A 16,410-nucleotide genomic window follows, 5' to 3' on the forward strand; every position below is an offset into this window, starting at 1 on the left:
ACATATAGAAACTATAGAAACTACAGAAACTACAGAAACAATTGAAATTACAGAAATTCTAGAAACTACTTGAGGTTAGGAGAATTACCTATGTTTGCTAAAATTACGGATGTAACGACGGGTGTATTTACGTCATTGATGGATAATGAAACGGGGGCAGACGCTATCCTCGTCTGCCTAAGTGAAGCTGAGCTGCGTCAGGACGTTGTCCTGGGACTACCGCAGCTCGATCAGGCCCTTGAGCGCATGCGCGCAAAGGGCCTATTCACTGGCGCCTCAGGCGAGCTCGAGGCGCTGCCGACCCACGGGCTGCTGCCGTACGCGTACGTGCTCGTTGCGGGGCTCGGCCCCGCAGCGTCACGCGATACGCTGCGCGCAGCCGCGGTGTTTGCAGCGCGCAAGGCTCTCGCGCTGCAGTTCGAACGCTTGGCGCTGAAGCTGCCAAGCGGGTTCGACAGCCGGTCAGCCGCCTCGGCGCTGACCGAAGGGCTGCTCCTCGGTACGTACCGCATCGCGGCGTACCGCAAGAACGAGCCTGCGCGCGCGGAGCTGCGCCAGGCGGTGTTGCTCACAGAAGCGGCTGCGGATGCAGCGCTTCTGGAGGGGGCGATCGCAGCCGCTGAGGCGGTTGCGGAGGGCACGAACTATGCCCGGGATCTCACGAACCTCCCGGGCAATAGGCTCATTCCGGCTTCCATCGCAGAGGAAGCCGTTCGGCTCGCCCAGCACTACGGCTTCGCTTGCGAAGTGCTGGACGAGCACGAGATTGCCGCCCGCGGGATGGGCGGTCTTGCCGCGGTTGGCGCAGGCAGCGTCAACCCGCCGCGCATGATCACCCTGCAGTATAAGGGTGATCCAGATTCCGCCGACGTGCTGGGCCTCGTCGGCAAGGGCGTGACCTTCGATACAGGCGGAATCTCGATGAAGAAGCCCGACGGCATGGAAGAAATGATCAGCGATATGGGCGGAGCCGCTACACTGCTTGGTGCCCTGCACGTCGTCGGTCAACTGAAGCCAAAGGTGAACCTGGTCGTGGTTATCCCTGCGGCGGAGAACATGACGTCTGGCTCTGCCTATCGTCCCGGTGATATCGTCACAATGCTCAGCGGACATTCCGTGGAAGTGTTGAATACGGACGCGGAAGGCCGCATTATATTGGCAGATGGCCTGACCTACGCCAAGCAGCTGGGAGCGAATCGCCTGATTGATGTTGCAACACTAACAGGGGCCATCTTAATCTGCTTCGCCGATGTCGCGACTGGCGCTGTTACGAACGATGACGAGTTTCTGAAACCGCTGCTCCAAGCAGCCTCGGCGGCTGGTGAAAAAGTATGGCAGCTGCCAAACTATCCGGAGTATCGCGCCATGCTGAAAAGCGATGTCGCCGATATCAAGAATGCGACATCATCCGATCGCTGGGCAGGGGCCATTACAGCAGGTCTGTTCATCGGCTACTTCGCCGAAGAAACGCCTTGGATCCATCTGGATACCGGCGGCACGGCTTGGTTATGGTCGGCCAAAGGCATCGAGCCTAAAGGTGCAACAGGTGTCATGGTTCGTACTTTAGCGGCGTATCTGTGTGGGGAACAGCTAAACTAAATAAGTAGTGTTAATCTGTTTCGCAGCCTAAGACTAACTTACTTATGGGGAACTACGATCCTCTATTATGGGGAAAACGTAAAAAATTCAATTGAAACGGAACGTGGAGACGCTATTCGAGGGAAAGAGGGCTCTTAGGAGGCAGAAACAACGAAATAAAGGCTCCTCGTTCCCCGAACTCATTAAAATCGGACGTTTTCCAGCAAATAACGTTTCTACGTTCCCTTTAATGGAACCTTTTAAGCGGAAGCGTAGAAAATTCAAGCTAACACAAAAAAATCACCCGTCATCGAGTTACCGTCATCCAACCACGAAGGTTGAATGGCGTAATAACTCAAGGCAGGGTGATTTTTTTAATCTTCCTAGGCGCCAATACTTTGTCCAGCAGCAGTTGGCTGATTAACTGGCCTTTGAAGCAATTCATTCACGTCGGACATCCGAATGACCAGACGGTTGATTTCATTTGTTGTGTAAGAGAGATGCTCGGTGCGCTGCTCAAGCTGCGTTAAGGAAATGCCGATCCAATTTTTCTTACGTCGATGTAGAAATAGATCATATTTTAACACCGTCATTGTAGCGGCGAGGGGATCTGGCTTGATATAGACATCCTTCATGATATCTTCCATATTGAAAAATAGCTTCCCGCGCTTCCATCTTACATACCCAGGTTCAAACAAGATAACAAGAAAATCAGAATCAGCCTTGTCCTTGTTCTCCATAGTAATCAATTTTACAGCACCTTTAGCTTGATTCGGCTTAATGAACTGATTTGATCGAATATCGGGAAGAAAAGGAACAATGAGAAGCGGACATACGCTGGCGATATACAAATAAATGGTTGACTGAAACATGAGAGAGAGTACAATGAAAGTCAAAAAGAGTAATAAGCTTGTGATAAGACCAAAATGGTTTGGTTTCATAGTATTTGGGTGATCCCGCCTGACATGATAGATTAGGTAGTCAGTCCTATTTTACCATAAGCGCCCTATAGTTTGTAAACTTTAAGATCAGTCATACATCATATGAATTACATCAGGAGGCGAGTATGACAATGAAAATTGCGGGTTATTTACGAAAACCCAGAAAAAAAGCATCCACCTACCGAAAAAGTCTGCTCATCGCAACGTTGGAGGGGTTCCCGGCGGTTATTATTTTTCAGCTTCTTGGCGGTCCGTTTCTAACGGGTTATTTACTTTATTTAGGAGCGACTTCAACCGAAATTGGTTTAGTGTTGGCCATTACAACCGTCGTCAATATCATTCAAATTGGGATGGCTGTGGTCATGCAAAAATTCAGAAACCGCAAACGGATGCTGCTTATATTTGCTTCCTCACACCGATTGCTTTGGACTTCTGTTGGCTTGATTCCTTTTCTATTTCCTAAAGATCTGTGGGTTGTCATGTATATTGTGCTTTATACGGCTGCTCATTTGGGAAATGCCGCGGGTGGAATCGTTTGGACCTCACTGATTAGCGATGCGGTGCCGGGCCCGGTTCGAGGACGATATTTTGGACTTCGCAACACGATATTGGGCGGGGTAAGTTCTTTAGCTCTTTTCATTGGCGGACAAATATTAGATCGTTATCCAGGCGGGCAAGGTTTTAACTATTTATTTATCATATGCAGCGTTTGTGTGGTCTTAAATATACTGGCCTTCGGTTTATATCCGAATCCACCCTTCGAGCCATCTACGGCATCGAATCCGGTAGGGATGATTGGGAAGCCATTGAAGGATCGTGCTTTTCTTAAAGCGATTCTCTTTTTGGCTGTGTTTTTATTCGTGCAAGGGGTAACCGTGCCGCTCTTCTCATATGTCATGCTCAAGCTGATGAAAATTAATTATGAAACTGTCTCGTTAATTACGGTCGTTCATACCGTGGTCATGATGGCGAGTTACTATGTATGGGGCAATTTGAATGTGCGTTATACGGCTCAAACCTTGCTGTTATGGTCCTTACCGATCATTGCACTAGCTTGTTTATTATGGGGAGCGATTGCTTTCATTCCAGCTATTGTTGTTCTGTATGCCGTTCATATCGTTCTTGGCGTTGGGCTGGGTGGGTTTAATCAGATGGTGTTCACGTTTACGATTGGCGACACACCGAAGAGCGAACGTCCGATGTATATTGCTACTTATTCGGCTATCACTGGCTTTGCCGCTTTCTTGGGACCCATTTTTGGCGGAAAAGTATATGCCTTGATTACGGATGCCCCGATGTGGGTGCAAATATATGGTGTTTCTACGGTTGTCGGCGCTGTTTTACTTGTACTTGGACTGTTGGTTGGACGTATGGTGCTGGGAAAACAAATGAGGAGTGAAGCATAATGACGAAGAAAAGAATCGGATTAATTGGTCTAGGTGATATCGCACAAAAAGTGTATCTGCCTCTTTTATCGGTCAACGAGCAAGTGGAAATTGCAGGGATTATGAGCTCCACCCCGGCGACGGTAGAACGGATGAGGGCAAAGTATCGCATTCCTTACGGGACAACAAGCTTAGATGAGCTCCTTGCACATGAGTTGGATGCTGTTTTCGTACATAGTCCGACATCTACCCATTACGATTTGGCTATGAAAAGTATAGAACAGGGTGTAGCTGTTTATGTAGATAAACCGTTGTCCTACGATTGGGCACAGTCCGCCGAGATGGCTTCTTATGCGGAGCGAAAAGGTGTTTTGCTGGCAGCGGGATTTAACCGCAGGTTTGCTCCCCTTTATATGGAGGCTAAGCAATGGCTGCAGGAGGCAGGCGGCTTCGATTGGTGTTCAGCCGTTAAGCACCGCATTAAGCAGCAAGGTCATAGTGCCAAAGAGACGTTGTATGATGACCTGATTCACATACTGGATCTATTGCTATGGCTTGGAGAGAGCCCGTACGAAGTGAGCACATACAACCAACAAGTCGATGAAGCAGGCAAACTGCTCCACGCGTCAGGGACGTTGGCATTCGGCTCTTCACTAGGCAATTACAGCATGGTTAGACTTGCTGGTGTTGATTTAGAGAAAGTAGAACTTCACGGCAGCGGCCGATCGGTAGAAGTAACGAACCTAGAGTCAGCCGTTTTTTATGAAAAAGGCGCCGCGCCACGCGTACGCTCCTTCGGCAGCTGGGACACGGTACTAGAAAGAAGAGGCTTTGCCGGTGTTGTTCAGCATTTCCTGGAAAGCTTGGACAATCCGAACGCCTGCAGCATCCGTGGAGACCTTGTTCTAGAGTCACATCAATTAGTGGAACGATTGTCCGTATAGACAGGTACAGAAAAGGGCAGAGGGGACTATCATCCAAAAGTGACTTTGGATGATAGTCCCTTCTTTACTGTTCACTTCCCTGATTTTTGCTGCAGATATAGAATGGCATCTCGAAGCAGCTTGGCAGTCGTACTATCCGTATACTTGCCATCTTTAATGACTGCATCAAAGATAGTCGGATCTTTAAGCTGACTTTGGTTTAGCAGTTTCTGAAGCTGAGCAACCTTGTTCTGCAAGCTGTTATAAGTGCTTTGATTTGGGAAATATCCTAAATTCCATAATAAACGGAGCAGATCGTCCAAATGATCGAGATCCATGATCACCTTCAATACAAAGGTACGTACGATCGTATTGCCCGCGCTATCTGTTGCCGTTACTACTATCGTATGCTGACCTATCCACAAGCTGAGCGGTTGGAGGTTAATATTAGGGCTAACAACAGCACCGTCTAGTTTGACTACAGATGAGGCCACTCCACTTAAAGCATCTGTGATACCAACATTCAATACAATCGGATCCGTCCAAAATACAGTTAAAGGACCGGCAATGTTGATTTCAGGAGCTTGCGGATCGAAGCGTACCTCCACAGAATGACTCGATTCCTGATTGCCTGCCGCATCAACACTGTAATAGTGTATCGTGTTTACACCGTAAGTGCTTACCGTAACCGAGGTTCCCGCAGTAGCTGTTCCTCCATTTAGCATATAAAAGGACTGTTGTACACCGCTCAGAGCATCGTATGCTGCTAATGTGACGGTTTGCGGTGTGCGCTGCCATCCCTCTAATGATGTGTGCGTGGTGATAGGAGCCGTTTTATCGATGCCAATAATCAAATCTTTGGGCGCCTCTTCGTTATTCGTCACATCAATCGAGCGGTACTGGATTTGATGCACCCCTTCATCGCTGAAAGTGACCGGCTGCACTGTGACAGGTTGCCATGTTCCACCCAGAATTCGGTACTCCGTTTGCCTGATTCCAACACCAACAGTCGGATGCACGGCTGTAAACGTAACATGCACATCTTGCTTGTTGAAAGTGCCTGCCCCAGTTGCACCGTCCGCTGTCGCTGTTGTCACAGGAGGGGTGACATCCCGCTTTTTCACCTGGAAAGTAATCTCCTTGGTGTTGTTCGAGCGATCCATCTCAGTGAATCGTCCGATATCATTGATATTGACGCTTAATTGGTAAGTGGCTTCTCCATTAGGAACTTCCCAATATCCGTTCTCACCGCCTGCGTTTGTATAGAGTGTTGCACTGCCTCCTACAGGGATAGATTGATTATACGTATCCGTATAGCCGAAAGAACCGCCGTTCAAACCAAACACGGCTCCGGTTATTTTGCCGGCAGGGGTTGGGAGAATACCGACATTTTTCACCGTGACATAGAATCGAATGCCCGTTTGCCCAGCATAGGGATCTGCTGGATCCGTTCCAAGATCTGTTACGATAAGATCGGGGCCTGGTGTTAAGGGCTGGCGTTCCAAACTCAAAAACTCGAACGATTGATGGATGATCCGGCCGTTTTTAGCGACAACTTTGATGATATGGTTTGCCATAGGGAGACCAGTCTTTTCGAAAACAACCTTCTTCGCGCCTTGTGTGTTCGCTGTTTTCAAATCTACTGTTGCTTGCAGGACGTCATCGATATACACATCAGCCTCGCCTAAAGTAGACTCTATATCAGAATACCAACGGATTCCCGTACCCTTAAAGCCCATAGCTGTGTAATCGCCAGGTGTTGTCGTTTCATGAAGATTGGCTCCATTGGCGCCGAGAGCGAAGGTAGAAGCGGAATAATACATATTCGTACTGGAATGAATGACATTGGTCCAAAGTGCTTGAGGTGTTTCATCCAAGATGCCTTCTTTTAGCTCGAACCAATCGAAGTAGGCGAACACATTATCGCTGCTCTTGACGATGGACAGCACAAGGTTGCTTATGTCCGCAGGCATCATGACGTTATATTCGACTGTTGTATAGACGTTCGGCTCCGTTCCCGGCAAATCCAGCGTCCGTATCAGCTGATTGTCGATAACGAGATTCACCTTTTTGTTCGCGGCCGAACTATATTTAAGCTTAAGAATATAATTGGTATTTGCTTTGACAGGCGGTTTCAGCATGTTCATCCGTCCTTGTGTAAAGTACATGCCGACGAATGTGCCATGATGTGTCACTCCTTCCAGCTCCGTTTGCTCTGCTTCAACATGCAAAGCTCCCGTAGACGTAGTGGTAAAAGGAGATGCCGGCAAAGCTAAGGAGGATATGGCTAAAGGGTCGCTCGGTACGGATTCGTTGCCCGAGTCATCATAAGCGATCAGCGTATACGAGTGTGCACTTTCCGGTCTTACATCTTGATGAGAATAACGAGTTACGGCTTTCGGCAGCTTAGCGAGAAGTACGCCGTTATCATAGAGCTTATATCCGGCTACTTCTGCATTATCCGTAGAAGGCTGCCAAGTCAGCTTGATTTGTTTGTATGAAACGGCCCGTGCTTGCAGCGTAGGCTTGCTTGGTGCTGAATGTTCTAACATGGTCAAAATATACTGCACGGCTTCACCTGGCTGGAGTGTTTCCGATAACTGAGCGCCCGAAGCGGCGTCAATGGTCGTAAAACTGCGTGCAGCCACATACGTGTTGCCAGCGCCAAAGCGTTCTGCCGCATACTGCGCGTTATTAGGCAGCGTGACGTGGACGTTCATCGTAACCGGGGTCGTTTCAAAATTAACAAAATTGAGCAGAATTTTATTGGATTTTGCTCCAGTGTTGCTCACACCAAGACTAGATGTATCCACCGCGCGGAAATAAGCTTTTTTCCCAGCAAGCTCATTCTGATTTGTATACACATAAGGGAGCGGATTGCCATGCGTACTGTAGGCAAGCGCTAAACGGCGGAATACCTTCAAACGCGTTTCATCGGGATCACTCGTGTTGATCCACGCTTCGGCATCGTCTGCAGAGTTCATCACGATGTCTTCTTTGAGCAAGCTGTACTCTCGGAAGTAAGCGGCATGCTGCATGATGTAATCGAGATAGCCGATGGTACTGCGCGTTTCCCGATCAAAGATGGAGGCGAAACGGTGTGTGAATGTATCGTAACGGTTATTGTCGGTATGAAAATCATTAGCTCCTGTTTCACTCATCATCATCGGCTTTGCCATTCCGTCACCCTGATACTCTGGAAAAGTCTTTAATGTCTCAACGACTGCGCCTCCCTCACCACTCGAAATCCCGCTTAAGGTATAGCTGTGACCGTTCGTCATATCGGTAAAGTCTTCAATCTGTCTGCGGTAGGCAGGATCACGCTCCCAGCCATCGGGAATTCCTTTGGATGGCCAGTAGGCCCAGCCTGGAGAAACCGCTTTCAACCAAGGGTTTAGCAAAGGCTTCTGCTCACTAACATACTTAGCAAGAGCCAAATCGGCCGCAAATGCATTGTTGAATACGCCGGGTTCATTATCAAGTTCCAAGTATTCGAACAAATCCCCATTTTCTGCAATGAGATTGTTGTAGTACTCTTTGAGCTTCTCAGGGACGACCCCCGATGAAAGCTCAGGATCCTTGATATAGGTTCCGAATGGCAGCAGCACGGGTGCCAAATTCAAATCGCGCAAGGCAGTCAGCCATTCCCGCGAGAATTGACTGGAACGAATGACGTTCCCGCTGTAGGCGAGTCCCAGCCACTTCGTTACTTCCATCGTTTGCAGATCGCGATCTTTCAATACATGAGAGACAAGCGCAGTTCCTAGATGGGTATACCGCCCATGAATCGGTTCCGTAGCCGGAGCTCCCAATGCCTCAAGTTTGGCATAATCCCATTCAAACCAATGATATTCATCGCCTTCAGTTCCCGCATACAAGCCTCGATCCAATGACAGCTTTAGTTCATTAGATCCAACCTTCAGCATTTCCTTAGGGATATAAAGCTCGTAGGTTTCTTTAAATTTCCGAGTCGTATTCCCGCCGTTCAAGCCGACAATCTGGATTAAACCGGCCATCGTATCATTGGAAAATACAGCTAACTGCGGAACAGATACATACGCATCCAAGCTCCTGAAGCTGAACTGCACACCATGCTCCGGGACCTGCGGCAAGTTGTAAGTAATAACCATAGAACCGTTGCGGCTAAGCTTCAGTCCTTTAGATACCGAACTCCAATCTGTGCGAGTGGCCCAGTCGGAAGGGAGGCTGAAGGACTCAATGGGTGTTGATGTATAATCGCTAAATTCGGTCGACAGCTGATTATCAAGCCCGATTTTCCAAAGCATTGTATAAACCGGCGCAGGCTGTTCCACTGTAGTTAACGTGTAAAAAGCGGTTGAATAAAGGATCTTTCCGGCAGGCTGATCTGTCGTTTCTTTCAACCGAACTTGTATTTGTCCCGTCGTGTAATTGACATTGTCCAGTTGAAGCGGGTTCGTTGTTACGGTTTGCCACGTGTAACCGCGATCTGTGCTGTATTCATAGGCAGCCACATCCGAATAACCGGGAATGGGCGTCCACCCGAACGTATTTGCTGTATCGTCCTGCACGGGATTAGATGGCGCATCAGGCAGCACAAAAGGTGTCAAGTAAGTGCCAGGTATCACTTGTTGGGCTATTCCCGGCCCTTGCCAGGCGACTGCCAAATTGTCATTAGAGGTATTTTCTTTGTGCATCGCCTCGATGTAATATCTTTTCCCGCTGGATAGCGGAATGATCACTGATTTCTGAGTTGGGGATTTACCCCACTCTCTGGGCTTAGCGAAGACAGTATTAGATGCGATCTTCTCTTTGTGTGCAGGATCACCATCCGGACTCAGCCATAGCTCGGAGCTGTCATCCGCTGCGATCCAGAAGGTGTAGCCCCCGGTGACTGGCGGCGTCAGAAAACCATAAACGCGAGAACCATAGAGATCCCCCGTATTGTTCGGTGTCTCGAAGTTGGGCAGTAATCTCGAACCCGATGGAGGCGTCTTTAATGGAATTTGTTCTACTTTCCCACCAGGAATATTGTTCCAATAGTCTTGGGTAATACCTGTTCCCGCAGCAAAAGCACGATATGCTGGAAAGAGCGGGAGCAGTGAGACAATGATTGCCGACAGAAGGATTGAAACAAGGAGTTTTGACTTGTGTAGGGATCTCATAATAACCTCCATGAATGAGATATCAATAGGATTCCCTAATCCTATCCGGGGTCCACGTCATGTGTAGACGGCGCTCCGACATATCTAACTTTGGAGCGCCGCTCCTCCTTCGTTCTATTTCAACTCTTTCTGAGACTGTTCAGCGAATTTGTACAGATCATCAATACTAAATGCCTTGGTTTTGTTGTTCTCATACCATTTGGCGTAATAATCGTCGACTTGTTTGCCGCCTGCTTTTTCCCATACATCCTTAGCATCCTTCACAGCTTGCTGAGCGGTATAGCCAGTGCCGCCTACCAAAGCTTTCAACCAAATGTCACCTTTATCGATGTTGTTGGATTTGCTTGTGCTTTTGACAATCGCTTGCAGATCATCAGGCAAGACCGGTAAGAAGTCATAGCCGAGCGAAGGAATAGGACGGTCTTTATTAATATAGATTTCTTTGGATTTGAGGTTGATATCGAGCAATTCTTTCTGGGTTGGCACTTCAGGGCGCAGGTTCACCAGATACACTTCCGCACATTTGCCCAGCAGTAAATCGGATCTCATCATATTTAGATCGTCGGTGTACAGTTCTTTCTTATTTTTCTCCGTATCGATAGGCTGCAAACAGCCATTCGAGCCTTTTTGCGAATGTGTACCCTCAATACCGTTTTTCAGCAAGCTTGCATTTTGGGGATCCACCATCCAGTCTATATATTGCATAATCGCTTTCGGATCCTTCGCTTTGGCATTGACGACACCGACCATTTGCACAGGTGTGCTGATAATCGGGCTGAATTGCCCGAATTGACTCTTCGGTAAAGCCATAGGAATGACCTTAGCCGTAGGGTTGTTCTTCTTCAAAGTTTCATAGTTCGAAATGGTAAACCATGCACTGTCGATAGCGAAAATCCCTAATTTTCCATTCATAAAATCTTGAATACCTTTTTGTCCGTTTTTATCTGTGAGAAAATCTTTATCGACTAAACCGTCGTCAAACAACCGCTTCTGGAATTCGACGGAAGCCTGGAGACGTTCCCAATCATGTACGAAATTTCCGTTTTGTTCTGCCCAATCGATCGAACGACCGAAGATGTGGCTGATTACGGAGAAGCCAACGCCGCTCAGGTTGATACCGAACGTATCCTTTTTACCGTTGCCGTCTGGATCTTGGTTCACGAATGCTTTGGCCACGTTATATAATTCTTCCGTTGTCGTCGGGACTTGGAGGTTCAGCTTCTGGAGCCAATCCTCACGGATTAAGAGACGATGATGCGGAGCAACGACATTTAAGCGCCCGATTTCATACAATTTGCCGTCTTCTTTCGTTCCAATTTTGCGCAGCAGCGGGTATTTCTCCAGAATTTGCTTGTAGTTCGTGCTGTACTTGTCAATCATCTCATCGATCGGCATCAGCAGCTTTTGCGAATACCAGCTGTTCCTGTAGTTGGCATCGTACTCAAGAATCAAATCCGGTGCGCTTCCCGAGGCAAGCAAAGCATTAAATTTCGGGAACGATTCCCAGCGGGGAACGGGTGTATATTTAACATCGACAGGACCGTTCTTGTTGATCCACTCCACCCAACGGTTTTTATCCCAATTGCCTTCCTCCGGAGGAATATTGCCCCGATCATAGACGGAAACGTTAATCGCTCCTCTTTTAGCAGGTTCAGCTGTTGGGGTCGCATTCGGGCTTGACGATGTCCCTGGATCATTGACTTTGGCTGTGGAGCAGCCTGCCAATACAGCGATTAAAGCTAGTGTGGATACTAGAGCTTTCCGATGATTTCTGCGTAACATAGACATGGATATACCCCCCTTAGATAATTCGATTCCTAAAAAAGCTCAAGTTAAGTTGTGTTGCCCTTCGTACTATCCTTTAATCGCGCCGATCATGACCCCTTTAACAAAATACTTCTGCAAAAAAGGATAGACGATCAGCATAGGCACAATGAGTACGATCACGCCTGCCGCTTTGATGGATTCTGGTGTCATTTGCTGCAAATCATCCGGTCTCACGGAATTAAGCTCTTGAAGAATAGATTGGCTGGCGACCATCTGTTGAATCATAACCGCCAAATTCATCCGTGTGCTGTCATTGATAAACATAAGTACGTGTAAGAATGAATTCCAATAGCCGACACCATAGAATAAAGTCAACGTAGCCAAGACTGGCAGGGATAGAGGGAGAATAATCCGAGTGAGAAGTCTCCATTCTCCGCAGCCATCCATGCGTGCTGCCTCTTCAAGCTCTTCAGGCACATTCATAAAGAAGGTCCGAAGCACAAGCATATTAAACGCGCTGATCAGACCCGGCATCCATATGGCGCCGTAAGTATCCAGTAAGCCGAGACTTTTCACGATCAGGAACAGAGGAATTAGAGGTGTTCCGAACAGCATGGTAAATACGATAGCCAGTGTAAAAAAGCGACGCGCATAGAAATATTTCTTGGCTAACGGATAAGCCGCCATGATCGTAAACCACATGCTTAGCACAACGCCTACAACGGTAATTACGATACTATTACCAAAGGCTTTAACCATATTCGTGCCAACATATAAGGCTTTGTACGCTTCCACAGTCCAGCCTTCTGGCCACAGGGTTACATGCCCCGATACAATTGCCTGATAGCTGCTCAAAGATAAAGATATGATATGCATCAAGGGAAGAACGCAGCTTAGAGCTGCAAGGCCTAGGAACATATAATTGATTGTGTAAAAGATTTTCTCATCCCATGTTGGTTTCATGATGGGGAGGCTCCTTTCTTACCACAGTCCTTGATCGAATTTACGGGCAAGTTGATTCGCGAGGACGACGAAGAAGAAGCCGACCAGAGATTCAAACAACCCGACCGCCGTCGTTAAACTGAACTGTCCTCCCTGGACACCTACGATAAAGATATAGGTGCTGATGACATTCGAGACATCCGAAACGGCTGCATTTTGAAGCGTGTATACATGGTCAAACCCGACTTCCATGACATTGCCCATACTCAGAATCAGCATAAGAATAATCGTGCTGCGAATACCGGGCAGCGTGACATGCCAGATCTGCTTCCATTTGGACGCACCATCGATGCTGGCAGCTTCATACAGATGCGTATCGATCGAGGTAAGCGCAGCCAGGTAGATGATCGCTCCCCATCCGGCTTCCTTCCAAATCCCAGATCCAAGGAAGATAGCTATCCAGCTATGCTCCTGATACAAGAAGGCAGTGGTGTGACCCGTCCATAGCTCCAACAGTTTGTTAACGATACCTGATTGTTGAGAGAATATCGTAACGACAATGCCTCCGACAATGACCCATGAGAAGAAGTGAGGAATATAGATTAGCGTCTGTACAATCCTTTTGAACCGCATGGCGCGAACTTCATTCAGTAGGATGGCAATGATAATCGGAAATGGAAATCCTGCTATAATGCTTAACAAGCTCAATGTGACGGTGTTACGGATGATGGTCAGCGTCTGGGGTTGGGTGAAAAGTGCCTTGAAATACTTTAGGCCAACCCACGGGCTTCCCCAAATGCCATCCATCAAGTTATAGTTCTTGAAGGCAATTACATTACCTAATATTGGAAAATATCTGAAGATAATAAAGTAAGCGATAACCGGTACAAACATAATCAACAGCGGCATATTTTGCTTGAAACGACGACGGGGCTGCAGCGACTTGGCGGCATGGTGGGTAAATCTTCGTGTAGTAATCATGGGGGCTGATTGAATGTTGTCTAGCGGTGTATGTGGCATCGTGTGTCACCTCCTTTAGTGTAAAAGTTGATTCATCTTTTGCTCCCTTGCCGTCGATGGAATCAATGTACCCTAGAAGCGCAATCATTCTCAATATACATGAATTAGCGAATAAACTCTTTTGAAACCCCTTGCTGTACAAGGCTTTAGCGGATTTGATGCAGAGGTGAATAAACATCAATTAACGATATACTTTTCTTGAAAAATGGCATGATTACTCTTGCTTCCGGTAATCACCTGGCGTGATACCAGTATACTTCTTGAAGGCGCGTATAAACGATATAGCATGCGTGTATCCAACCATGCCCCCGATGTCCTGGACGGAGTCACGGCTGTTCTGGAGCAGCTTTTTCGCTTGTTCCATCCGGATCTTAACGAGATAATCAACGAATTTTTCACCAAACTCCTCTTTGAATGCACGGCTGACATGCGAGGCATGAAGCTGAAACTGCTCGCTTAACGAGGTAAGCGATAACTCAGGATCTGCATAATGGGTCTCCACGTAAGTGCGAATCTGGTTCATGACGGCATGTGTGCTTCTGTCTTCACGAATACCAGCCATCCGCTGCGATACTTCTTCTAACAAATGAAACCACGCTGCATATAATTCTTCGACCGTATCGAACTGTTCAATGACGTCGTTCAGCTGAGGCAGCGCGAATTGCCATAACTCCTGCAGCTCGACTGAGAGCTCCATCATCTCCCGGTGTAAATGATAAACCAAATAATTCATGAGATTGCGGATCTCATCGTAGGAGAATAACCCGACTTTTAATTCGGTGAAAATTTGTTCCAAGGCGGGTTTCCACTCCTTGTCCCCCAAACGAAACGACTGAGCCAGTGATTTGACCAGAGGCAAGTGCTTATACATTTCCTTCTCTGCGGACGCTTCGGATTCCCAATGATACAGGACTCGATTCGTTCCTAAGGTCGATTTAAAGCGAAGAACATGGACCGCAGCCTCGTAGGAATGAACGAGCTCTTGAACTTGTCCAACCACATGCCCGACACCAAGTGTAATGCGGAAATGCAGATGCTGCTCGACCCAGGAGCGAACATTTTCGCACAGACTGGCTGCGAGTTTCTCGCTGTTTTTGACATTCTCATCGGCGAATATCACAACACTAAGCCTGTGTGTAGCCGTCCATTCCGCCCATATAGTCAGGCCAAGCGGTTCAGCAGTTTCATAAACGACACGGCTTAGTACAAATTTCAGCAGCTCTTGATCCTTTTGAGAGAACATTCTACATACTTCCATATACTTATCCATCTCGATGACTGCTGCAGCAAGCTGACCGAAGCCAGAAGGCAATTGCAGCCGATTCATCTCGGCTTTCCAGTCTTCATAATCGACTGCCCGGCTGCCTTCCAGCCATTCCTTGAAAAAGTGCCGCCGCCTGAATACGATATCTTCCTCATGCTGCTTCTCATAGCGGCTGGATAACTCCATGAGGTTGCCTATGGCTCGATCAATATACTGGAATTCGTCTTGTTTCTTGCCGTGGGCGTCCATCGACTTTAGTTCGGAATAAGCATGGATACGGGACATAATCAATTTAATCGGCCGATAATTGCGATAGGTCACATAAGTCATCCAGACCCCGCCAAGGACAACCATAACTAGTCCCAAACCGATCCATACATAAGAGAATACAGAGGTGAAAGTAAATAAATAATCATCGTTGAGACCGCTTCGGTATTCCCAGTTTGTATAAGTGGAATGAATTCGGGTTAGCTCAGACCCTCTTTTCCTAGATCCTACTGCTCCATCTGCGTTTCCAGATGCCATCAGCTGCTTGCCTTCGGGATCGTATACTTCGATGAAGCTGATCTTTGAATTAGACATATCACCGACCATTCTTGCGATAGAATCCATGCTGATATTGACAACGACGATGCCTTTTTGCCCGGATAACAGAGGTATCTTCCGTACTAAAGAAATGACGACTTTACGCTGATCCATCTCAGTAAATTCTTTAAAGATCCGCTGATTCGTCAACTGATACTGAGAAGGGTTCTTCCTCATCTCTTCGATGAACCCTTTATCGCCGAAACGGTCAGCCGTTATCATCGTGTTTGGACTAATGACCATTTGATCGGAAACCCGATAAAAATAAACCGAATCAATAAAATTGTTATAATTCATCATCCCGCGAATCAACTCGGTGACTTCATAAGCCGAGTAATAGGGATTTCCCTCAAATTTGTTGTCAAAAAATTGGTCAATCCGCGTATTGGTCTGCAGTTCTTTGATCACATATTCGTCTATCGTCTTCAGGGCATAGTCAACCGACTGCATGATATGTAAAGCATACGTTTTATTGGCATTTTCAGCTTCTTTTTTGGACAGTTGGCTGATCGAAAGAATAATAAGCACAATGAGCACAGAAGTGATCATGAAAAATACAGGCAAATAGGAGAATAGAAGCCGATAAAACCATGGTTTTGTCATAAAAACACTCCTCTAACATAATCCATATGCAATGAAATAACAGTTCTGCCGCGTTCGTCTCACGACCGTTCACTGTCGTACGTTATATGCAAAATACTTAGGGATCATGCTTGTATAAATGAATACGTTCAATACTGGCGGTTCAATAAGTTTAACCTTACAGGCGCTATCCCTTTGGTTCAGGAGTCGCTTGGTGAGGGGAGTTAGTCTTGATTGAAAGTTTCTATGTGCACTATCCCTTTGGTTCAGGATAAGCTT

The 16,410-nt window shown here is 47.2% G+C and carries 9 protein-coding genes; 3 read left to right on the top strand and 6 right to left on the bottom strand.

The features are described 5' to 3' along the window. Positions 1-90: 90 nt before the first annotated feature. Positions 91-1,599: a leucyl aminopeptidase gene (locus GC102_RS31550; RefSeq protein WP_171693016.1), complete on the top strand. Its 1,509-nt coding sequence runs from the start codon at positions 91-93 to the stop codon at positions 1,597-1,599. Between the two features lie 362 nt (positions 1,600-1,961). On the opposite strand, the gene GC102_RS31555 is transcribed toward GC102_RS31550, so the two are convergent. Next, positions 1,962-2,519: a hypothetical protein gene (locus tag GC102_RS31555; RefSeq protein ID WP_171693017.1), complete on the bottom strand. Its 558-nt coding sequence runs from the start codon at positions 2,517-2,519 to the stop codon at positions 1,962-1,964. Positions 2,520-2,644: 125 nt separating this feature from the next. Here GC102_RS31555 and GC102_RS31560 point away from each other — a divergent pair, with 125 nt between their 5' ends. Together GC102_RS31560 and GC102_RS31565 are read left to right on the top strand one after the other, a co-directional pair. Further along, complete coding sequence (locus tag GC102_RS31560) at positions 2,645-3,925, top strand: MFS transporter (protein ID WP_312883423.1); 1,281 nt, start codon at positions 2,645-2,647, stop codon at positions 3,923-3,925. Further along, positions 3,925-4,848, top strand: coding sequence for a Gfo/Idh/MocA family protein (locus GC102_RS31565; protein WP_171693018.1), 924 nt, complete (start codon positions 3,925-3,927; stop codon positions 4,846-4,848). The genes GC102_RS31560 and GC102_RS31565 overlap by 1 nt, the downstream gene beginning before the upstream one ends. Positions 4,849-4,919: 71 nt before the next feature. On the opposite strand, the gene GC102_RS31570 is transcribed toward GC102_RS31565, so the two are convergent. From GC102_RS31570 to GC102_RS31590, 5 genes are all read right to left on the bottom strand, one after another. Further along, positions 4,920-9,971, bottom strand: a complete 5,052-nt coding sequence (locus GC102_RS31570; protein WP_171693019.1) for an OmpL47-type beta-barrel domain-containing protein — start codon at positions 9,969-9,971, stop codon at positions 4,920-4,922. A 114-nt stretch (positions 9,972-10,085) separates the two neighbouring features. Next, positions 10,086-11,759 carry an extracellular solute-binding protein gene (locus tag GC102_RS31575; protein WP_246321222.1) on the bottom strand — a complete coding sequence of 558 codons (1,674 nt, stop codon included), beginning with the start codon at positions 11,757-11,759 and terminating at the stop codon, positions 10,086-10,088. A gap of 66 nt (positions 11,760-11,825) precedes the next feature. Further along, positions 11,826-12,701, bottom strand: a complete 876-nt coding sequence (locus GC102_RS31580) for a carbohydrate ABC transporter permease (RefSeq protein WP_171693020.1) — start codon at positions 12,699-12,701, stop codon at positions 11,826-11,828. An 18-nt stretch (positions 12,702-12,719) separates the two neighbouring features. Next, positions 12,720-13,661 carry an ABC transporter permease gene (locus tag GC102_RS31585; protein WP_171693029.1) on the bottom strand — a complete coding sequence of 314 codons (942 nt, stop codon included), beginning with the start codon at positions 13,659-13,661 and terminating at the stop codon, positions 12,720-12,722. A gap of 253 nt (positions 13,662-13,914) precedes the next feature. Continuing rightward, entirely contained in the window at positions 13,915-16,152 is a 2,238-nt protein-coding gene (locus GC102_RS31590) for a helix-turn-helix domain-containing protein (protein ID WP_171693021.1), read from the bottom strand. Between the last annotated feature and the right edge of the window lie 258 nt (positions 16,153-16,410).

This window comes from Paenibacillus germinis (assembly GCF_013141785.1).
GTDB lineage: Bacteria > Bacillota > Bacilli > Paenibacillales > NBRC-103111 > Paenibacillus_E > Paenibacillus_E phytorum.

What these genes read in the sequence shown, in the direction of transcription:
- GC102_RS31590 (WP_171693021.1), bottom strand. Translation starts at nt 16,152, where the DNA reads ATGACAAAACCATGGTTTTATCGGCTTCTATTCTCCTATTTGCCTGTA.
- GC102_RS31555 (WP_171693017.1), bottom strand. Translation starts at nt 2,519, where the DNA reads ATGAAACCAAACCATTTTGGTCTTATCACAAGCTTATTACTCTTTTTG.
- GC102_RS31575 (WP_246321222.1), bottom strand. Translation starts at nt 11,759, where the DNA reads ATGTCTATGTTACGCAGAAATCATCGGAAAGCTCTAGTATCCACACTA.
- GC102_RS31585 (WP_171693029.1), bottom strand. Translation starts at nt 13,661, where the DNA reads ATGATTACTACACGAAGATTTACCCACCATGCCGCCAAGTCGCTGCAG.
- GC102_RS31550 (WP_171693016.1), top strand. Translation starts at nt 91, where the DNA reads ATGTTTGCTAAAATTACGGATGTAACGACGGGTGTATTTACGTCATTG.
- GC102_RS31570 (WP_171693019.1), bottom strand. Translation starts at nt 9,971, where the DNA reads ATGAGATCCCTACACAAGTCAAAACTCCTTGTTTCAATCCTTCTGTCG.
- GC102_RS31565 (WP_171693018.1), top strand. Translation starts at nt 3,925, where the DNA reads ATGACGAAGAAAAGAATCGGATTAATTGGTCTAGGTGATATCGCACAA.
- GC102_RS31560 (WP_312883423.1), top strand. Translation starts at nt 2,645, where the DNA reads ATGACAATGAAAATTGCGGGTTATTTACGAAAACCCAGAAAAAAAGCA.
- GC102_RS31580 (WP_171693020.1), bottom strand. Translation starts at nt 12,701, where the DNA reads ATGAAACCAACATGGGATGAGAAAATCTTTTACACAATCAATTATATG.